The organism is Streptomyces sp. NPDC047974 (assembly GCF_040653375.1).
GTDB lineage: Bacteria > Actinomycetota > Actinomycetes > Streptomycetales > Streptomycetaceae > Streptomyces.
In genome coordinates this window covers 1-19,261 of record NZ_JBEZNU010000036.1, presented here as the reverse complement: position 1 = coordinate 19,261, position 19,261 = coordinate 1, and the positions used below count along the sequence as shown (strand labels likewise).

Below are 19,261 nucleotides of genomic sequence, written 5' to 3'. Positions count from 1 at the left end.
GATTCGTGACGCAGATCTTCGTACTGTTACGCTCGCTCGGCAGGCTTCCAGGGCAGGCAGAGACCGGCCCTTCATCCCTCTCGGGCCTTCTCTCCGGCCCCAGTTGACGCCGGCGTCCCGTCGGCCGAGAAGAATTGTTTCCGCGTGACGCGATCCAGCATTCCCTTTTTCTCCCAGGCGAAGACGTTCGAAAAGATCTGGCCGGAACTCCGGGCCGGAGTGGACGAGATTTTCGCCGACGGCAAGTTCTCGCATTCCCGCCGGGTCGGCGTCCTGGAAGACGCCCTCGCGCGGTACACCGGCGCCCGCCACGTCATCGGCGTGAACAGCGGCACCGACGCCCTGGTGCTCCTCCTCCAGGCGTGCGGGCTGCGCCCGGGGGACCGGGTCCTCGTCCCCACGTACTCCTTCGTCGCCACCGCCAGCGCCGTCGTCCTGGCCGGCGGCCGGCCCGTCTTCACGGACGTCGAACCGGACACGTACGCCATGAGCCCCGACACGATCCGGGACGAGGACGCGGACGGCGCACGGTTCCTGATGCCCGTGCACCTCTTCTCCCGGATGGCCGACATGGCGGCGCTCTCCGCCTACGCCGCCGACCGGGGCCTCACGCTCCTGGAGGACAGCGCCGAAGGCATCGGCATGCGGCAGGACGGCGTCCACGCCGGACTGCACGGGCGCGGCGGCGTGCTCTCCTTCTTCCCCAGCAAGACCCTCGGCGCGCTCGGCGACGCCGGCGCCGTCCTCACCGACGACCCGGAACTCGCCGAGCACGTCGCCGCCCTCCGCCACCACGGCCGCACCGGGCGCACCCTCGCCCACTTCCCCGGCATCTCCCACGAGACCGTGCACATCGGCCACAACAGCAAGATGGACGACCTCCAGGCCGCCGTCCTGCTCGCCAAGCTCACCGTCCTCGACGAGGCCATCCGCCACCGGGCCGCCCTGGCCCGCCGCTACGACGAAGGCCTGCGGGGCACGCCCGGCCTCACCCGGCTGCCCGCCGTCACCGGCGCCCCCGACGAGGTCTTCTACGTCTACCTGATCGAGACGGAACGGCGCGACGCCCTCGTCGACCACCTCCAGGACCAGGGCATCGGCACCGAGACGTACTACCCGCGCCCGCTCCACCTCCAGCCCTGCTTCGCCGGACTCGGCCACCGGCCCGGCGACTTCCCCGTCGCCGAGGCCGCCGCCCGCGCCGCCGTCGCCCTGCCCCTCCACGCCGATCTGACCGAGGCCGAGGTGGACCGGGTCTGCGCCGCCGTCCGCGCGTTCCACACCGGGAAGGTGCCCGCATGACCACCACCAGCGACCGGACCGGCGAGCCGACCGCCGGCCCCGGCGACCGCGTCCCCTTCTTCCCGCCCGACCTCTTCCACGAGGACCGCGACACCCTGCTGCGGCTCCTGTACGAGATCGGCACCGGCGCCGACCAGAAGTTCATCCTCGGCGACCGCACCCGCCGCTTCGAGGACGCCCTGCGCGAGCGGCTCGGCGCCGCCGACGTCGTCGCCTGCTCCAGCGGCACCTCCGCCCTCCAGCTGATCCTCACCGCCCTCGGCATCGGCGCCGGCGACGAGGTCGTCGTCCCCGCCTTCGGCTGCGCCCCGCTCGCCGCCGCCGTCCTCCACACCGGCGCCGTCCCCGTCTTCGGCGACATCGACCCCCGCACCCTCACCCTCGACCCGGCCGACGCCGAGACCCGCGTCACCCCGCGGACCAAGGCCCTGATGCCGGCCCACATGTTCTCCGTCATGGCCGACATGCCCCGCTTCACCGCCCTCGCCGCCGAGCACGGCCTGCGGCTCGTCGAGGACTCCGCCGTCGCCCAGGGCGCCGTACTCGACGGCACCCCCGCCGGACTCTGGGGCGACGCCGGGCTCTACTCCTTCGTCCAGGTCAAGTCCTTCGGCATGCCCGGCGAGGGCGGCGCCGTCGTCACCCGCGACGAGGAGACCGGCCGCACCGTCCGCATGCTCCGCAACCACGGCCAGGACGGGGTCAACCGCTTCCTCCACCACCGGATCGGCGTCAACAGCCGCTTCGACGAGATCCAGGCCGCCTTCCAGCTCCACCGGCTCGCCGGCCTCGACGCCCGCCTGGAGCGCCGCGCCCGCATCGCCGCCCACTACACCGCACACCTCGCGGAACTGCCCGGCATCACCACCCCGCCACCCGGCACCGACGGCCGCTGCTACTACGTCTACACCCTGCTCGCCGACGACCGGGACGCCCTGCGCGACCACCTCTCCGCCGCAGGCGTCGACACCCACGTCTACTACCCGAGGACCCTCCCCGAGCAGATCGCCTTCGCCCCCGTCGCCGCCGCCCAGCCGGGCCCCGGCCTGCCGCACGCCCGCGACGCCGCCCGCCGACACCTCTCCCTGCCCGTCCACCACCGGCTCACCGACACCCAGGTCGAACGCGTCACCGACGCCGTCCGCGCCCACGTCCTGCGCACCCGCCGGTGACCGCACGGCCCCGGACGGGCCGCGTCCCCCGCCCCCGCCCCGCACGGAGTAGCCCCGCATGACCCCTGACCTCGACATCGCCGTCATCGGCTCCGGCCTCGCCGGACTCGCCGCCGCCCACGAACTGCGCCGCAACGGCCACGAGGTGTGCGTCTTCGAGGCCGCCGACGCCCCCGGCGGCCGGATGCGCAGCGTCCGCCGCGACGGCTACCTCATCGACACCGGGGCCGAACAGATCTCCGCCCAGGGCTACCGCGCCACCTGGCAGCTGATCCGCCGCGCCGGACTCACCCCCGACGACGTGCCCCGCATCGGCCGTCCCATGGCCGTGTGGCGCGGCGGCCGGCCCCACAACGGCGTCGGCGAACCCCGGGCCGTCCTCACCGGCGCCGGCCTCGTGCCCGCCGCCCGGCCCTCCCTGGCCCGCTTCCTCTCCTGGAGCGGGCGCCGTCGCGCCGAGATCGACCACGACCACCCCGAGACCACCCCGCTCGGCTCCGACACCATCGCCGACGCCGCCCGCGCCTACCACCCCGACCTCCACGACCACCTGCTCCAGCCGCTCTCCGCCGCCTTCTTCGGCTGGGACGCCGGGCGCAGCGCCGCCGCACCCCTCGTCGGACTGCTCCTCGCCGTCGGACCCGTCTCCGCCTGGCGCACCTACCGGGGCGGCATGGACCTCCTCGCCACCCGCCTCGCCGCCGGACTCACCACCCGCTACGGCCACCGGGTCGACGAGGTCACCGACCACGGCGACCACGCCCGGCTCACCGTCGACGGCGCCACCCTCACGGCCCGGGCCGTCGTCCTCGCCGTGCCCGCCCCGGTCGCCGTCGGGCTCACCGGCGGCCCCCACCCGGCCGACGCCGGCTACGTCGCCGCCTCCACCTTCCGGCCCATGTTCAAGGTCAGCTGCGCCCTCGACCGGCCCCTCGCCCCGCGCGGCGGCGGCTACGCCCTGCTCACCCCCGCCGTCGAGGAACCCCTCCTCTCCTGCGTCATCGCCGACCACCTCAAGTGCGCCGACCGGGCCCCCGCCGGCGCCGGCCTCATCAGCCTGCTCGCCTCGCCGCGCCACATCCCCGAACTCGCCGGCGCCACCGAGGAGGAAGCCGCCCGCCGGCTCACCGCCGCCGCCGAACGGTACGTCCCCGGCCTCGGCGCCGCCCTCACCGCCACCCACGTCCACCACTGGCCCGAGGCCATGCCCGAACTCACCCCCCGCGCCCTCGCCGTCCGCGCCGCCTTCCTGCGCCGCCCGGCCCGCGCCGTCGAGTACGCCGGCGACTGGGTCGCCGCCCGGCCCTCCAGCGAGGGCGCCGCCCGCTCCGGGGCCCTCGCCGCCGCCCGCGTCCTCGCCCACCTCGCCCCGCACCGGGGCCGTACCACCCGGCAGGAGACCGCCGCATGACCCCGCACGACCTGGGCACCCTCTTCGACGAACTCGCCGACGCCGGCACCCCCACCCGGATCCACCTCGACCGCCCCTTCGACCTGGCCCCCTCGCCGACCGGCAACGGCGCCACCGAATGGACCGTCCCCGAACTCGCCCTGCTCGTCCGGGAGACCGCCGGCGCCCTCGCCACCGCCGGAGCCGGCCCCGGCGACCGCGTCGCCATCGTCAAGGCCAACCACTGGGACTACGACCTGATCGCCTGCGCCGCCGTCCGCGTCGGCGCCGTCCCCGTGAAGCTCTCCGACCGGCTCGCCCCCGGGGTCCTGCGGGTCCTCCTGGACCGCTGCGCCCCCGCCGTCCTCGTCACCGACGCCGACGTCCTGCGCCGCGACCCCGCCGTCGACCTCGCGGGAGCCGCCCGCACCACCGTCGTCGTCGGCCCCCGCGACGCCCTCCCCGACGGCACCGTCCACCTCGACGAGCTCGCCGGCGGGACCGACCCCGGACCGCACCCCCGCGACGACGACGCCCCCCTGGTCGTCGTCCACACCAGCGGCACCACCGGCGTGCCGAAACTCGTCTCCCACACCACCCGCACCCTCATCCACCAGCTCGCCCGCTTCGAGACCCTGCCGACGCCCCGCATCGGCCTGCGCCGCGACGACACCCTCTTCAACGCCAGCTCCTACGCCCACGGCCGCACCATCTGCTGGACCGCCGTCGCCCCCGTCCGCGGGCCCCGGCACATCTCCATCGACTCCCAGGGCCGGCCCGACACCGCGGACCTGCTGCTGCGCGCCCACCCGCCGACCGTCGTCGAGGCGCTGCCCTCCCACTACGTACGGCTCCGCCCGCTCACCCGCCGCCTGGACCAGCCCTTCCGGGACGTCCGCACCTACATCAGCACCTACGACGCCGTGCACCCGCCCGTCATCCGCTCCTACCTCCAGGCCAGCACCCGGCGCCGCCCGCTGTGGATGCAGGGCTGGGGACAGAGCGAGACCGGGCCGCTGACCTTCGCCTTCCACACCCGCCGCTCCGTCGCCCGGGCCGCCGACGGCACCGCGACGACCGCGCGCGACCTCGGGCGGCCCGTCCCCCTCAAGACCCGCCTCAAGGCCGTCGACCCCGACACCTTCCTCCCCGTGCCCGCCGGCACCCCGGGGCTCATCCTGTGCCGCACCAAGGCCCTCGCCCCCGACTACCCCGGCGAGTCGGAGCGCTGGGCGGCCAAGGCGCACGGCGACTGGTGGAACACCGGCGACATCGGCACGATCGCCCGCGACGGCAGCGTCCGGCTCCTCGACCGCGAGGTCGACCACCTCCCCGGCTTCAGCTGCCTCCAGGCCGAGGACATGCTGGAGGACCTGCTTCCCGAGGCCCTGGAGTGCGTCGTCCTCGCCCGGACCGGCGGCGCCGCACCGCTGCCCGTCATCGTCACCGAGGACGGTGTCCTCGACCCCGCGAGCTGGAAGCGCGCCGCGGACGGCCTCCCGCCGCTCGCGGAACCCGCCGTCGTCGCCTGGGACGAGGTCCCGCGCACCGCCACCGGGAAGGTCCGCCGCGCCGTCCTCCTCGAACAGCTCACCGGCAGCGCCGAGACCTGCGGCACCGGCCGCTGGACATGACCGCGCCCCCGCCCCCCGCGCCCGAGGGCTACGTCTTCGACAACGACAGCCCGCACAGCGCCCGCCACCACGCCTCCCTCGAAGGCGCCCTCGACCCGCTCACCCTCGGCCACCTCCGGGAGGCCGGGGTGACGCCCGGCATGGACTGCCTGGAGATCGGGGCCGGCGCCGGCAGCGTCTCGCACGCCCTGCTCCGGCTGGTCGCGCCCGGCGGCACCGTCACCGCCACCGACATCAAACCGGGCCGGATCGCACCGGCACCCGGACTGACGGTCCTCGACCACGACGTCGTCACCGACCCGCTTCCCGAGGAGGCGTACGACCTCGTCGTCGCCCGCCTCGTCCTCCAGCACCTGCCCGGACGACAGGCCGTCCTGGCCCGGCTGGTCCGCGCGCTCAGGCCCGGCGGACTCCTCCAGGTCGACGAGTTCGACGCCGGACACGAACCGTGCCTCCTCGCGCCCTCCCCGGAGGACGCCCGGCTCTACGAGCGCTTCACCACGGCCAAGACCGACCTGATGCGCGCGGCGGGCGGCGACCCCACGTGGGGCCGCCGGGCACCCGCCGCGCTGCGCGAGGCCGGCCTCACCGGCCTGCGCATCCGGCCGCACGTCCTGGTGCGCGCCCCCGGCACGCCCGCGCTCGGCCTCCAGCTCCACCACCTCGCCCATCTCGCGCCCCGGCTCCTCGACGCGGGCTTCACCCCCGTCGAGCTGGACCGGCTCGGCGCGCTGATGCGCGACCCGGGGTTCGCCGCCGCGACCGGCGTCCTCTACTCCGTGCAGGGCCGCCGCCCCGCCCGTACCCCCCTCTCCACCCCACGCTCCGAGGCGACATGACAGACTCCACGCTCACGACGACCACCGCGCCCGACACCGCCGCGGCCCCCGACGGCCCGGCCGCCGCCCCCGCCGCCGACAGCAGGCTCCGGACCTACGCGCGGCTCGGCAAGCTGGACGTCTACGACTACTACCTGGGCACCTTCATCGCCCTCTCCGCCGTCCTGCTGCCCGCGGGAGCGCTCACCGGGCGGACGGCCGCGCTCTTCGGCGTCTTCCTCGTCGGACAGGTCTTCCTGCTCATGGCGATGACCGCCTTCGACGACGTCACGGGCTTCCGCGACGGCAGCGACATCACCAACTACGGCCCCGACCACCCGCTGCGCAACGTCAAGCGCAAGCCGCTGGTGGCGGGGGCGCTCACGGTGCCGGAGGCGCTGCGCTTCGCCTGGGCGAGCGCCGTCCTGGCCGCCCTGCTGTTCGGGGTGACCGCCGTCCTCGCCCCGCACCGCCCGGCCTGGACCGCGATCGGGCTCGTCGTGCTGTGGGTGGTGACGCTCCAGTACTCGTACGGGGTCAAGCTCAGTTACCACGGCTTCCAGGAGCTCTACCTGGTCGCCCTCGGCTTCGCCCTGGTGATCCTCCCGTACGGCATGGTCACCGGGCAGGCCACCGGCTTCCTCCTCGTCCAGGCCGTGCTCTTCGGCTTCGGCCCGCTGATGTTCGGCGTCTACTCGAACACCAACGACGTGGACGGCGACCGCGCGGTGGGCAGGCCCACCGTCGCCGCCCTGGTCTCGGAGCGCGGCAACGCCCGGTTCATCGGCGCGCTCTCACTCGCCGAGTTCCTGACGATCGCCGTCGCGAGCCTCGTGGGCGTCGCCCCCTGGTGGTTCGTCCTGGTGATGCTGCCGGCCTCGCTGCTGCGGCTGCGCCAGTACCTGCTCGGCTTCCGGTCCGGCGACATCATGCGGGCCCGCCGCACCGGCTTCGCCGTGCACCGGCTCGGGGTCGTCCTGATGATCGCGGCGAACCTGCTGGCGGCCGTCACCGCCTGAGCCGCGAGGGCGGAGGAAGAAGCAGGGGGCGTGCGGCGTGTCGCCGCGCGCCCCCTCCCTCCTTGAGGGCCGGATCGTGCTACGGTGGACTTGTTGCAGTTGTGGTACCCATGAACCTATGTGCGCCTGACCGGAATGCTTTTCCGCAGGCGCATTATTCGTTTTTCCGGCATCTCCGGATGGGGCCTCTGCCTACAGAAGGAGAAGGTCATGGCACAGGGAACCGTGAAGTGGTTCAACGCGGAAAAGGGCTTCGGCTTCATCGAGCAGGACGGTGGCGGTCCGGACGTGTTCGCCCACTACTCGAACATCAACGCCTCCGGCTTCCGTGAGCTCCAGGAAGGCCAGCGCGTCACGTTCGACGTCACGCAGGGCCAGAAGGGCCCCCAGGCGGAGAACATCGTCCCCGCCTGATCGCCGGACATTTGTCCGTCGCCCGCCGGGGTCCGCACCTTCGTGGTGCGGACCCCGGTTTGTGCTGTTCGAAGAAAGGCAGAACTCTTATGTCCCGCAGGCCCCGGAAGTCGAGCAAGCGAGGCTCCGCTCCCGTCTCGGCTCCTTCCTCGGCTCCCTCCTCGGCCTCGGTGGGCGAGTTCCGCATGCCGGAGAGCGCGACGCCCGCCCTCCCCGCCGTGGACGACTTCGCCGCCCTGGACATGCCGGCGGGACTGCTCGCGACCCTCACCGCACAGGGCGTGACCACGCCCTTCCCGATCCAGGGCGCCACCCTGCCCGACTCGCTCGCCGGCCGTGACGTGCTGGCGCGGGGGCGGACCGGCTCCGGCAAGACCCTCGCCTTCGGGCTCGCGCTGCTGGCCCGCACGGCCGGGCTGCGTGCCGAGTCCCGGGCGCCGCTCGCGCTGGTCCTGGTGCCCACCCGCGAGCTGGCCCAGCAGGTGACGGACTCCCTGGCCCCGTACGCGACCGCGGTGAACGTCCGGATGGCCACCGTCGTCGGCGGCCTCTCGATCACCAAGCAGGCCGCCACCCTGCGGCGCGGCGTCGAGGTGGTCGTGGCGAGCCCCGGCCGGCTCAACGACCTCGTCGAGCGCGGCGACTGCGTCCTCGACGACGTGCGCATCACGGTCCTGGACGAGGCCGACCAGATGACCGACATGGGCTTCCTGCCGCAGATCACCAAGCTGATCAAGCAGGTGCGGGACGACGGGCAGCGGATGCTCTTCTCCGCCACCCTGGACCGGAACATCGACCAGCTGGTGAAGCGCTTCCTGACGGACCCCGTGGTGCACTCCGTGGACCCGTCCGCGGGCGCGGTCACCACGATGGAGCACCACGTGCTCCACGTGCTGGACGCCACCGACAAGAAGGCCGTCACCACCCGCATCGCGGCCCGTGACGGCCGGGTCATCCTCTTCCTCGACACCAAGCGGTCGGCGGACCGGCTCGCCAAGCGGCTGCTCTCCGTCGGCGTCCGGGCGGCGGCGCTGCACGGCGGCCGCACCCAGCCGCAGCGCAACCGGACCCTGGAGCAGTTCAAGAACGGCCAGGTCACCGCGCTGGTGGCGACGAACGTCGCGGCGCGCGGCATCCACGTCGACGACCTCGACCTCGTCGTGAACGTCGACCCGCCGGGCGACCACAAGGACTACCTCCACCGCGGCGGCCGCACCGCCCGCGCCGGTGGCTCCGGCAGCGTCGTCACGCTGGTCCTGCCCGAGCAGAAGCACGAGGTCACCAAGCTGATGCGGGACGCGGGCATCCAGCCCCGTACGACCCGCCTGAAGTCGAGCGACGAGGAGCTGACCACCCTCACCGGCGCCCGTGAGCCGTCCGGTGTCGCCGTCACCATCGAGGTGCCCCAGCAGGCCGCTCCCGCCGCCTCCCGTCCGGCTCGCAAGCCGGCGGGCGAGGCCGGCACCCGTCCGCCGCGGCGTCGCCGCGGCGGGGGCGGGGGAGCCGGCGCCGGCGCCGGTGGTGGTGCCGGCGCCCGTGGGGACGGTGGCGCCCGTGGTACCGGCGGTGCCCGTGGCACCGGCGGCGGCAGTGAGGCGAAGGCCGGCGCGGGCGCGGGTGCCCGTGGCGGTGCCGGTGGTGGCCGTGGCGGTGCAGGTGGCGGCGGTGGTGCCAAGGCCGGTGGCCGGGGCTCCGTCGCCGGTGGGCGGGGAACCGCTCGCCGCACGGGCTCCGGCGCGGCGGGTGCCGCCAAGGGCGACGGCCCCGCCAAGCCCGCGGCGCGGGGCGGCGAGCGGCGGTCGCGCCGGCGCACGTCCGCGCAGGGCGGCGGAGCGGCGTAACCCGCCCCCTCCCGGAGCCGTGGGCGGTCAGGTGAGGTAGTCGGCGACGAGGTCGGCGAAGGCCTCCGGGGTGAGGACCTCGACGCCGAGCTTCTCGGCGGCGACCGCCTTCGAGCTCGGCCTGCCCGTGGGGGAGGCGGCGGCGACGAGGTAGCTCGTCCTTCCGTTGACGCCGCTGCCCGCCCGGCCGCCGGCCCGTTCGATGAGCTCGTTCATCTGCGAGCGGCCGAAGCCGTCGAGCCGGCCGGTCATCTTCCCGGTGACGACGACCGTCCTGCCGGTGAGCGGGCCCTCGGCGGGCGCGGAGGCGTCCGTGCCGTCCGCGTCGGCCCCACCGGCGGCGTCGGCCGCTCCGGCCGGGCGTCCGGGCTGCCGAGGCTCCGTCATGTTCACGCCCGCCGCGATCAGCTTGTCGACGACGGGGGCGAGCGCCGCCAGTTCGGCGACGACCACCGGGGCCTTCTCCGGGCCGATTCCCTCCACGGCCAGCAGGTCCTCGGCGCTCGCGGCGCGGATCGCCTCCATCGTGCCGAAGTGGGCGGCGAGCCGCCGCGACATGCGGCGGCCGGTGCCCCGGATGCCGAGGGCGCAGAAGACCCGGCTCAGCGGGCGGCTGCGGGCCAGCTCGAACTGCTCGGCGAGCTTCGCGCCGCGCCGGGCGCTGCCGGAGGCGACCGTCAGCTGCTCCTCGGTGAGGGTGAACAGGTCGGCCACGTCGGTGACCAGGCCGGTGTCGATCAGCGCCTTGACGTAGGTCCTGCCGAGGCCGTCGATGTCGAGGACGTCGCGCCCGGCCGCGTACTCGACGAGCGGGGCGAGCGCGCAGCCGGCGCCCTTGGCGCACCGCCAGCGCTCCTGGCTCTTGTCGATCTCGCCGCCGCAGTTCGGGCACGCGGCCGGCAGCGGGACCGGCACCGCGTCCCCGGGGCGCAGCTCGACCACGGGTGCCTGGACGCGCGGGATGATGTCGCCGGCCTTGTACACGGTCACGGTGTCGCCGAGGTGGAGGTCGCGGCGGGCGATGTCCGCGGGGTTGTGCAGGGTGGCGCGGGAGACCGTGGAGCCGTCGATCTCGACCGGGTCGAGGAGGGCGGTCGGCGCGAGCACGCCCGTGCGCCCCACCTCCCACACGACGTCCCGCAGCACCGTCTGCCGCTCGACCGCCGACAGCTTGTACGCGATGGCCCAGTACGGGAAGCGGCTGCCGAGCCCCGCCTCGGCCTGCTCGGCCGCGCTGTTCGCCTTCACGACGACGCCGTCGATGCCGAAGGGGAGCCCGGCGCGCAGCGCGCCGATCGCGTCGACCCGGGCCTGCGCCTCGGCGACGGTGGCGACCACGTGCAGCCCGGCGGGCGTGTCCGCCGTCGTCCGGACGCCGGCCGCGGCGACCGCCGCCAGCGTCTCGGCGTGCGTCGCCCCCACCGGAAGAAACGATCCGCCGTCCAGGTCCACGGCGCCGTACGCCCAGAACGCCATCTCCAGGCGGTACGGCCGGTCCTTGGCCCGCAGGGTCCCCGCGACCGCGTTCCGCGGGTTCGCGAACGGCGCGCCGCCGTGCGCCGCGCGGACCTGCTGCGCCGTCTCGAACTGCTCGTGCGTGAACAGCACCTCGCCCCGCACCTCGAACGTCACCGGCTCCGCCAGCCGCTCGGGCAGCCCGACGACCGAGCCCACCACGTGACTGACGTCCTCGCCGTGCGTGCCGTCGCCGCGCGTGACGACCCGCACCAGCCGGCCGTCCCGGTAGCGCGCGGCGATCGCCGCGCCGTCCAGCTTCGGCTCGACGGTGAAGCCGCCCTCCACCGGCCGCCCGAGCCGCCGCTGGAGCGAGGCGTCCCACGCGACCAGCTGCTCGGGTCCGAACGCGTTGTCCAGGCTCAGCAGCCGGGTGGTGTGCGCGACGTCGCCCTCCGGGGCGGCCCCGTCGGCGACGAGCCCCGTCGGCGAACCGGGCGTCTCGCCCGGGTGCGCCGCCTCCCACGCCAGCACGGCCAGGCGCAGCGCGTCGTACGAGGCGTCGTCCAGCGGGCTGTTCTCGCCCACGTAGTAGGCGCCGGACGCGGCGCGCAGCCGGTCGAGCGCGTCCTCGTAGGCGGCGGAGCTGGACAGGACAAGGTGCGCCTCAGCGGCGGGAATCGCGGTCATGGACCCATGGTGTCGTGAGGGTCTGACAACGCCCCTCCGGCGCCCGGCCGGGGCCGTTCAGGAGGCGAACGTCGGGGCCAGCGCGGTCACCAGACGGGTCACCAGCTCCTCCCGGAAGGACGGGCCGGAAGCGGCTCCGGCGTTCCCGCCGTGCCCGGCCTTCCCGGCGCCCCCGTGGTCGTCGGGGAAGGCCGACCAGTCGACCTCGCGGGCGGCCCGCTCGAACACGGCGAGGTCGAGCGGCACGCCGACGCCCAGCGGCCACTCGTCGGCCTCGTTCAGGACGGTCTCCAGGAGCGGGAGGGGCAGGGTGCAGCTCTCGGCGAGGAGGACGGCGTCGTACAGGTCCTTGGCCTGCGGATACATGTCGCAGCTCAGCCAGAGCAGCTTCCACGCGAGGGACAGTTCGCGGTCCGCCGCCCGCACGCGCACCCCGGCGACGTCCGCCGGCCGCGGCGGGGTCGGCAGGCGCTCGTGGAAGACGAAGTCGAGCTGCACCTGCCCGCCGGGCAGGCCCGGCGCGCTCCACGGCAGCACGAGACGGTGGCCGGGGACCCGTTCGTACGTCCAGATGTACTCGGTCACGGCGCCGGCGTCGTCGATCACCAGGTCCAGGTCGAGCGCCCGGGCGAGCCGGTCGGCGGACCGGGCGATGTCGTCGAGCATGGCCCGGGTGCGGGGCTCCTCGATGCGCCAGGTCTCGGGGACGACGACGAAGTCGATGTCCTTGGGCGGCCGGGCGGCCTCCCCGAACCACGCCGACATCAGCATGCTGCCCCGCAGCACCAGCGACTCCGCCCACGCCGAGCCGGCCACCGCCGCGAGCACCAGGTCCAGGGCGGCACGGCGGGCCGCCTGCCAGCGGGCGCGCAGCTCCGGGTCCCCGATGACGTCGTCCGTGGGACGGAAGGCGTCCCGGAAGTGCTTCAGGGCGGGGTCGAAGGCGCGGTGCCGGACGGCCGCCGCCCCGACGCCGGCGGTCAGCGTGCCGGGGTGCCCGCCGTTGCGCCGCCGGTACTCGGCGGCCGGTTCCCCGGCGGTGCCGGGGCCGTCCGGGATCGGATCCGTCCAGGCCGTGCCGTCGCCGCTCATGTCTTCTCTCCAGGGGTGTCGGGTTCCAGCCAGCCCGCGTCCACCGAGAGATCGCTGTCGTGGAGGACCCGTTCGCGCTCCTCGCCGACCACGTCGTATCCGGCGGCGAGCAGGTCCGCGAGCAGGGCGTCGCAGGCGCGGAGCGCCTCGGGCGCCGGGCCGGGGTGTCGCTGCGTCACGAAGCGTTCGTGGCGGCCCCGCGGGCCGGGCAGGGCCCTCCGGGCGTTCCAGGAGACATGGGCCCCGTGGGGGACGACGAGCGCTTCGAGCGCGGCGCGGTCGTACGGCGACGGCAGCGCCAGTTTGAGGTGGTGCTCGTGGTAGCCGCCGCCCGGCCCCACCGGCTCCGTGCTCCACGGCACGGTCTCCACCTTGACCCGCACCGGCTCGAAGCCGTCCGCCCGCAGCGCGGCCACCAGCGCCGGGTGCCCGGTCCGGTCGGGGAGCGTGAGCATCGGCTGGACGGGCGTCCGGCCCCGGGCGAGCACGATGGTGGTGAGCTTCAGGCCCCGTCGCGCCGCCCACGCCTCCAGGCGGGCCACTTCGGTCCGGGTCGCGCAGCGCAGGGTCACGTGCGTCTCGTACGCCCCCTGGTCGTCGGCGGGTTCGCCGCCCTCGGGGGCCCGGTCGTTCGGGTGCACGTTCGAGCCTTTCTGCCTGCGGGGGTGAGTGTGCCAGACCGACCGCCGTCCCCTCATCCGGATATGCGGACCGTACGATCCCTGGGTGCGCCCCACGTCGAACCCGCAGGCCGACCCGTGTCCGCAGTCTCCGCAGCCTCCGCGGCCCGTCCCGGTGAGCCCGGAGGCGGCGCTCGCCCCGGCCGCCGCCGGTGCGGCTCCGCCGGGGTGGCGGGAGTGGCCGGACGACGTCCTCGCGCCGTCCGTACGCGTGGCGTTGCTGCGGGCGGAACTCGTACGGGAGCCCGCGGCGGTGCTCGGCCACGAGGAACGCGGGGAGGCGCTGTACCAGGCGGTCCGCGGCGTGCCCGCGCGCGGGGCGGAGCCCACCGGTGCGGCGGAGCTCGTCGGGGGACTGGCGCGCGCCGGGGACGCCGTGCTGGAGGGGGAGGCGCTGCGGCTGGCCCGGGACGGGCTCCGGACGGGTGGGCTCGCGCCCGGCTTCGTACGCGGGATTCTGAGCGGGCTGCTGGACTCGGCCGCCGAGGCCGTGGTGCGGGGCGCGTCGGCCGAACTCGCCGAGCCCTGGGCCGCGTCCGAGCCGCTGCCGCGCGCCCGGCTCGCCGATCTACTCGTTCCGTCTGTTCCGTCTGCTCCGTCTGCTCCGTCTGCTCCGTCTCTGCCGTCCGAGCTGTCCGAGCCGTCCGTGTCGTCGGCGACCGTCGGGGCCGTGCTCACCGTCGCCGCCGCGCATGGGCACGGGGATCTGCTGTGGCGGGTCGCCGCGGACGCGGACCGGACGCCGCCCGGGACGCGGAAGCGGGCGCTGCAGCTGTACGGGGAGCGGGCGCGGCGGGAGGACGTGACCGCGGTCCTGGACCTGGCCGGTGAGGACCCGCTGCTGTTCGCCGGACCGGCGGTGGAATGCCTGCGGGCGATGCACCGGCGCGGCCACTTCGTCACCGAAGCGGCCGTGCCGGCCGTGCTGGCCCTCGCGCTCGCCGACCACACCGTCCCGGCCGAGGCCGTGGCGACGGTGCTCTTCACCGAGCGGCACGCGGTGCTGCGCCTGCTCGTCGACGCGCCCCCGGACGATCCGGCGTGGCCGCGCCGGCTCGACCTGCTCGTCGCCCTCGACGGGCAGGGGGTCGGGGGCCTGCCCGTCGCCGGGGAGATCGCGCGCCGGCTGCCGCTCGCGCAGACGCCGGGACCGTTCCTGAGCGCCTTGCGCGTCCTGCGCGACCCCGGCACCGAGGACGCCGTCCTCGACGCCCTCCCGCACGCCCCGGCCGACGCGCTCGACGCGCTGGAGGCCGTGGGCGGCGCGCGTACGGTACGCGTCCTGGGCGCGGGCCTCGGCCTCGACGCGGTCGCCCCGGACGACGGCCCGACACCCGAACCCGCCCACGTCGAACGGGCGTTGCGCGGTCATCGCCGGCGCGCCCTGGAACTCGTCTGGCTGCTGAACGACGACGTCGAGGTCCGGCGGGAGCTGCTCGCGCGCGTCGACGCGGCCGAGCTGCCCACCCGGATGGCCGCCGACCTCGGCGGGCCCGACGAGCGCGAACTCTCGCTCCTCGCCGCCCACCTGGACCCCGATCGCCCCGTCGCCGCGCTTCAGCGCCTCGCCGCGCACGCCGGTCCCGGCCTCCTGCCCCTCCTCGCCGACCTGCTGCTCCGCATCGCGGGGGAGGAGGCCGCCGCCTGGGAGCCGGGCGGCGCGGGGCCCGTGCCGGAGGCGGAGCCGGTGGTGCCGGAGGCGGCCGTGAACGCGCTGAGTTCCCTCGGGAGCCGACTGCGGGAGCGCGGCCGGATCCGGCCGGTGTGCCTCCTGGACGTGTCCCAGGACGAGGCGGGCCCGGCGCTCGTCACGGACCTCGTCCTCGGACTGCTCGACCGGCCCGGACTCACGCCGGGCGAACAGGCGGTCCTGCTGCGGGTGTTGCTCGACCTGCCGCGGGCCCCGCACCGGACGGTCCGGCGCCGCGTCCACCACCTCCTGCGCCACCCCGACCGGCATGTGCGCAAGCACGTCGTCGCCCTCCTCGCCCGCGACACGACGGGCGACGGCGTCGCGGCCGTGTCGGCGACGCTCCTCGCCCTCACGGGGCCCGACCGTGATCCGCAGACCGTGCGCCGGACCCTGGGCGCCCTCGGCGACGCCCGCGCCCGCTGGGCGTCGGACGCGATCGCCGGCTGCCTCGCGCACCCCGTCATGAACGTCCGCAAGACCGCCGCCCGCGCCCTCGCCACCGCGGGAACGCCCCGGGCCGTCCCCGCGCTCCTCGACCGCCTGGCCCGCGACGACAACCCCGGTCTGCGCGCCCACCTCCTCGACGCCCTGCGCGCCCTCCTCGGTGACACCCTCACCGCCACGGTCACCGAGGCGGCCGACCGTGCCACCGAGGCGCCCGCCCGCGCCCGCCTGCTCGCCGCGCTCGCCGCCGCACCGGACCCGGACGACACCGACCTGCGCCACCTCACGGAGGAGGGCTGGGACCCGGCCGCCGCCCTGCGCCTCGCCGGGTCCCGGCCGCGCGCGGTACGGCTCGACGCGACGCGCCCGTACCTCTCCGACTGGCTGGAGCTCGCCGCCACCACGGCCGAGGCGCGCAGGGCCGTCCTGGCCGTGCTGCCGACGGAGGTCTGCCCGGCTCCGTGGCCGGTCCACGAGCGCACGGCGATCGCCCGTCACGCCGCGGTCCTCCTCCGCGGCCTCGCGGAGGCGGAGGGAGAGGTGAGGGACGGACTCCTCGCCCTCCTGGAGTCCGTCGCGGACCGCCTGGCCGACCGGGGTGAAGTCCGCGCTGCCGTCAGGGCGTTGCCCGTGCTTCGACCGGGGCGGCGTTCCGTGCTGCCGCTGCTCCGGCGCGCCGGCGCGGTCGTCGTCCGCGCCGATCTGGACCGCGAACTCGCCTGCGCCGCCCGCGCCGCCGAGCCTTCGGTCGCGGGGGCGCGGGTGCTCCGGGAGGCGTTCGGAGTGGAGACCGGCGAGGTCGCCCGATCGGCCTGGCACACCGACCTCGCCGCCGCCGCGAGGAGTCCGCGCGCCCTGGCCGCCCACCGGCAGCGGGCGCGTCCGGCGTCGTCGCGCGAGCTGCTCGCCGCCCTGGTGGAGGCGTGGGCCGGGGCGGCGGAGGAGGTACGGAGTGCGCTCGTCGACTGGATGACGGACCTGCAGCCGCTCGACGCCCCGCCGTGGAACCTGGCGGAGACCGGGCCGGCGGGGGCGGCGCTCCCCGTCGACGTGGACGAGCCGCGTTCCGCCGCGCGACGGGACCGGCTGTTCGCGCTGCTGGCCTCCGCCGACCCGAAGCAGCGGAACACCGCCGCGCGTGCCCTCCTCGCCTGGCCCGAACCGGCGCCGCGCGCCGCCGTGCTGGCCGCGTACCTGCGCGGCCGGGTCGACGCGCCGACGGCCCACGCCGCGCACACCGCCCTGGCGCGCGCCCTGACGGAGGCGGACCCCGGGTCCCTGCGCGTCCCGGAGCTCCGGCCCGACCGGGTCGCCGGGCTCGCCGCCGCGGTCCGCGACGAACGGTGGCTCGCACCCCTGCTGCCCCTCCTCCTCGACCTGTGGCAGCACGGGCCGGCGGAGGCGCGGTCCGCCGCGTACACGGCGCTGCGAGGGATGGACGGCGATGCGCTGGCGGTTCACCTGGAGGACCGGCTCGCCGCGGGGGAGGCGGGCCTGCTCCAGCTGCTCACCGGCCGCCGCCTGCGGTCCACGCCCCTCCTCGCGCGGCTGGCCGAACGGCACCCCGAGGCCGGGATCGTCCTCGTCGACGGACCGCCGTACGGCCCGGAGGCCGCCGAGCGGCAGGCGGCGGCGCTCCGCGCACTCCGGGCCCGCGCCCCCGCTCCCGTACCGGACGGGTCCTCCCTCGCGTACGGGGAGCTGGTTGCCCTGCTGCGGTCGCCGGAGCCCCGGCGGGTCCGTCGCGCCCTGGCCGCTCTGGCGGAGCGCCCGGCGGAGGTCGAACCCGCCCACCTGGAAGGGGAGTTGCGCGCACTGCTGACCCGCCGTGAGGCGGGCGTACGCCTCCACGCGCACCGGGTCGCGCGGGCGCTGCTCGACCGGGACGCGTATCTGCGGCTGACCGAGGTGCTGCTCGGCGACCCGCAGCCCGACGTGGTGCGCAGCGCCGTCCGTGTCCTGTCGCAGGCGCGGCGGCGGGCGGCGGTTCCCGCGTTCGTGACCCTGCTCGACCACGGCCGGGAGACCGTACGCCGCACGGCGGAGGCGGCCGTGCTGCGCGCGGGCCAGGAAGCGGTGCCGCCCCTGCGGAGAGCCGCCGCCCGTGCCCGTCCCGACCGCCGGGCCGTGTACGAGACGCTGCTGGCGCGGATCGCCGACGCGGGGTGACGTCCGGGCGCGCGAAGGGGCGGCGCACGCCGACAGGTGTCGGGTACGCCGCCCGGGGGACGCGAGGACGCGAGGGCGCGAGGGCGCGAGGGCGCGAGGACGCCGGCGGAGGGCTACTTGGCGCCGCGGTCGAAGGTGGACTTCGACCACACGTAGCCGAGGACGGTGAGGCCGGCGCACCAGGCGAGGGCGAGCCAGGCGCTGTTGCCGATCTCCGTGCCGAGGAGCAGGCCGCGGAGGGTCTCGATGGCGGGGGTGAAGGGCTGGTACTCGGCGATCGGCCGGAACCAGCCCGGCATCGAGTCGATCGGGACGAAGGCGCTGGAGATCAGGGGCAGGACGACCAGCGGGAGGGCGTTGTTGGAGGCGGCCTCCGCGTTGGGGGAGACCAGGCCCATGCCGACGGCGATCCACGTCAGGGCGAAGGCGATCAGGGCCGTCATGCCGAAGGCGGCGAGCCATTCGAGGGCGGTGGCGTCGGTGGAGCGGAAGCCGATGGCGACGGCGACGGCGCCGACGAGGAGCACGCTCATCACGCACTGGAGGACGCTGCCGACGACGTGTCCGACGAGGATCGACGGCCGGTGGATGGCCATCGTGCGGAAGCGGGCGATGATGCCCTCGTTCATGTCGTTGGCGACGGAGACCGCCGTTCCCACGACCGTGCCGCCGACGGTCATCATCAGGATGCCGGGGACCACGTAGGCGATGTACGCGGCACGGTCCGCGCCGCCGCCCATGCCGGCGCTCATCACGTCTCCGAAGACGTAGACGAAGAGCAGCAGCATCATCACCGGGGTGAGGAGGAGGTTGAGGGTGAGGGAGGGGTAGCGGCGGGCGTGCAGGAGGTTCCGCCGGAGCATCGTGGACGAGTCGCGGGCGGCGAGGGAGAAGGCGCTCATCGGGCGGACTCCTGGTTCTGGGTCGTCGGGGCGGCGGAGGGGGCGTGGGCGGAGCCGGTGAGGGCGAAGAAGACGTCGTCCAGGTCGGGGGTGTGGACGGTGAGTTCGTCCGCCTCGATGCCGGCGGCGTCCAGCCAGTCGAGGATCGACCGCAGTTCGCGCTGGGTGCCGCCGCTGGGGATCTGGAGGGCCAGGGCCTCGTCGTCGCGCGTGGCGACCTGGATGGTCGTGACGGCGGCCCGGTAGGCGTCGGGGTCGGTGAAGCGGAGGCGGATGTGGCCGCCGGGGATCTGACGCTTGAGCTGGTCGGCGGTGCCTTCGGCGACGATCTTTCCGCCGTTGAGGACGGCGATGCGGTCGGCGAGTTGGTCGGCTTCTTCGAGGTACTGGGTGGTGAGGAAGACGGTGACGCCGTCGGCGACGAGTTCGCGGATGATCTGCCACATGTTGTGGCGGGAGCGGGGGTCGAGGCCGGTGGTGGGTTCGTCGAGGAAGATGACGCGGGGGCTGCCGACGAGGGTCATGGCGATGTCGAGGCGGCGTTTC

The 19,261-nt window shown here is 75.5% G+C and carries 14 protein-coding genes; 9 read left to right on the top strand and 5 right to left on the bottom strand.

Annotated elements, in window-relative coordinates:
• Positions 1–219 precede the first annotated feature (219 nt).
• The 8 genes from AB0E19_RS33345 (at position 220) to AB0E19_RS33310 (ending at position 9,590) form a co-directional block, all read left to right on the top strand.
• Positions 220–1,302 carry a DegT/DnrJ/EryC1/StrS family aminotransferase gene (locus AB0E19_RS33345; RefSeq protein ID WP_362187022.1) on the top strand — a complete coding sequence of 361 codons (1,083 nt, stop codon included), beginning with the start codon at positions 220–222 and terminating at the stop codon, positions 1,300–1,302.
• Entirely contained in the window at positions 1,299–2,474 is a 1,176-nt protein-coding gene (locus tag AB0E19_RS33340; protein WP_362187019.1) for a DegT/DnrJ/EryC1/StrS family aminotransferase, read from the top strand. The genes AB0E19_RS33345 and AB0E19_RS33340 overlap by 4 nt, the downstream gene beginning before the upstream one ends.
• Positions 2,475–2,532: 58 nt before the next feature.
• Positions 2,533–3,885: an NAD(P)/FAD-dependent oxidoreductase gene (locus AB0E19_RS33335; protein WP_362187016.1), complete on the top strand. Its 1,353-nt coding sequence runs from the start codon at positions 2,533–2,535 to the stop codon at positions 3,883–3,885.
• Complete coding sequence (locus AB0E19_RS33330; protein WP_362187013.1) at positions 3,882–5,498, top strand: class I adenylate-forming enzyme family protein; 1,617 nt, start codon at positions 3,882–3,884, stop codon at positions 5,496–5,498. The genes AB0E19_RS33335 and AB0E19_RS33330 overlap by 4 nt, the downstream gene beginning before the upstream one ends.
• The gene (locus AB0E19_RS33325; RefSeq protein WP_362187010.1) at positions 5,495–6,337 is read left to right on the top strand and encodes a methyltransferase; all 843 of its coding nucleotides are present in this window, start codon (positions 5,495–5,497) and stop codon (positions 6,335–6,337) included. Before AB0E19_RS33330 ends, AB0E19_RS33325 begins: the two co-directional genes overlap by 4 nt.
• Positions 6,334–7,335, top strand: a complete 1,002-nt coding sequence (locus AB0E19_RS33320; protein WP_362187007.1) for a UbiA family prenyltransferase — start codon at positions 6,334–6,336, stop codon at positions 7,333–7,335. The genes AB0E19_RS33325 and AB0E19_RS33320 overlap by 4 nt, the downstream gene beginning before the upstream one ends.
• A 210-nt stretch (positions 7,336–7,545) precedes the next feature.
• On the top strand, positions 7,546–7,749 hold the full coding sequence (locus AB0E19_RS33315; RefSeq protein ID WP_169093332.1) for a cold-shock protein: 204 nt from the start codon (positions 7,546–7,548) through the stop codon (positions 7,747–7,749).
• A gap of 89 nt (positions 7,750–7,838) precedes the next feature.
• Positions 7,839–9,590, top strand: a complete 1,752-nt coding sequence (locus tag AB0E19_RS33310) for a DEAD/DEAH box helicase (RefSeq protein ID WP_362187003.1) — start codon at positions 7,839–7,841, stop codon at positions 9,588–9,590.
• Between the two features lie 27 nt (positions 9,591–9,617).
• Here AB0E19_RS33310 and ligA read toward each other — a convergent pair whose 3' ends face one another.
• Genes ligA through AB0E19_RS33295 form a run of 3 tightly spaced genes read right to left on the bottom strand, consistent with a single transcriptional unit; the run spans position 9,618 to position 13,468 of the window.
• Positions 9,618–11,735, bottom strand: coding sequence for an NAD-dependent DNA ligase LigA (gene ligA, locus AB0E19_RS33305; protein WP_362187000.1), 2,118 nt, complete (start codon positions 11,733–11,735; stop codon positions 9,618–9,620).
• Between the two features lie 57 nt (positions 11,736–11,792).
• Positions 11,793–12,827 carry a nucleotidyl transferase AbiEii/AbiGii toxin family protein gene (locus tag AB0E19_RS33300; RefSeq protein WP_362186997.1) on the bottom strand — a complete coding sequence of 345 codons (1,035 nt, stop codon included), beginning with the start codon at positions 12,825–12,827 and terminating at the stop codon, positions 11,793–11,795.
• The gene (locus AB0E19_RS33295) at positions 12,824–13,468 is read right to left on the bottom strand and encodes a hypothetical protein (protein ID WP_362186994.1); all 645 of its coding nucleotides are present in this window, start codon (positions 13,466–13,468) and stop codon (positions 12,824–12,826) included. The genes AB0E19_RS33300 and AB0E19_RS33295 overlap by 4 nt, the downstream gene beginning before the upstream one ends.
• Positions 13,469–13,553: 85 nt before the next feature.
• Here AB0E19_RS33295 and AB0E19_RS33290 point away from each other — a divergent pair, with 85 nt between their 5' ends.
• Positions 13,554–17,813 carry a HEAT repeat domain-containing protein gene (locus AB0E19_RS33290; protein ID WP_362186991.1) on the top strand — a complete coding sequence of 1,420 codons (4,260 nt, stop codon included), beginning with the start codon at positions 13,554–13,556 and terminating at the stop codon, positions 17,811–17,813.
• Positions 17,814–17,926: 113 nt separating this feature from the next.
• Here the strand turns inward: AB0E19_RS33290 and AB0E19_RS33285 are convergent, their stop codons facing one another.
• Together AB0E19_RS33285 and AB0E19_RS33280 are read right to left on the bottom strand one after the other, a co-directional pair.
• Entirely contained in the window at positions 17,927–18,715 is a 789-nt protein-coding gene (locus tag AB0E19_RS33285) for an ABC transporter permease (RefSeq protein ID WP_362186988.1), read from the bottom strand.
• On the bottom strand, positions 18,712–19,261 hold a 550-nt coding region (locus tag AB0E19_RS33280), incomplete at its 5' end, for an AAA family ATPase (protein ID WP_362186985.1). The genes AB0E19_RS33280 and AB0E19_RS33285, both read right to left, overlap by 4 nt.

What these genes read in the sequence shown, in the direction of transcription:
- AB0E19_RS33330 (WP_362187013.1), top strand. Translation starts at nt 3,882, where the DNA reads ATGACCCCGCACGACCTGGGCACCCTCTTCGACGAACTCGCCGACGCC.
- AB0E19_RS33335 (WP_362187016.1), top strand. Translation starts at nt 2,533, where the DNA reads ATGACCCCTGACCTCGACATCGCCGTCATCGGCTCCGGCCTCGCCGGA.
- AB0E19_RS33300 (WP_362186997.1), bottom strand. Translation starts at nt 12,827, where the DNA reads ATGAGCGGCGACGGCACGGCCTGGACGGATCCGATCCCGGACGGCCCC.
- ligA (WP_362187000.1), bottom strand. Translation starts at nt 11,735, where the DNA reads ATGACCGCGATTCCCGCCGCTGAGGCGCACCTTGTCCTGTCCAGCTCC.
- AB0E19_RS33285 (WP_362186988.1), bottom strand. Translation starts at nt 18,715, where the DNA reads ATGAGCGCCTTCTCCCTCGCCGCCCGCGACTCGTCCACGATGCTCCGG.
- AB0E19_RS33310 (WP_362187003.1), top strand. Translation starts at nt 7,839, where the DNA reads ATGTCCCGCAGGCCCCGGAAGTCGAGCAAGCGAGGCTCCGCTCCCGTC.
- AB0E19_RS33315 (WP_169093332.1), top strand. Translation starts at nt 7,546, where the DNA reads ATGGCACAGGGAACCGTGAAGTGGTTCAACGCGGAAAAGGGCTTCGGC.
- AB0E19_RS33320 (WP_362187007.1), top strand. Translation starts at nt 6,334, where the DNA reads ATGACAGACTCCACGCTCACGACGACCACCGCGCCCGACACCGCCGCG.
- AB0E19_RS33340 (WP_362187019.1), top strand. Translation starts at nt 1,299, where the DNA reads ATGACCACCACCAGCGACCGGACCGGCGAGCCGACCGCCGGCCCCGGC.
- AB0E19_RS33325 (WP_362187010.1), top strand. Translation starts at nt 5,495, where the DNA reads ATGACCGCGCCCCCGCCCCCCGCGCCCGAGGGCTACGTCTTCGACAAC.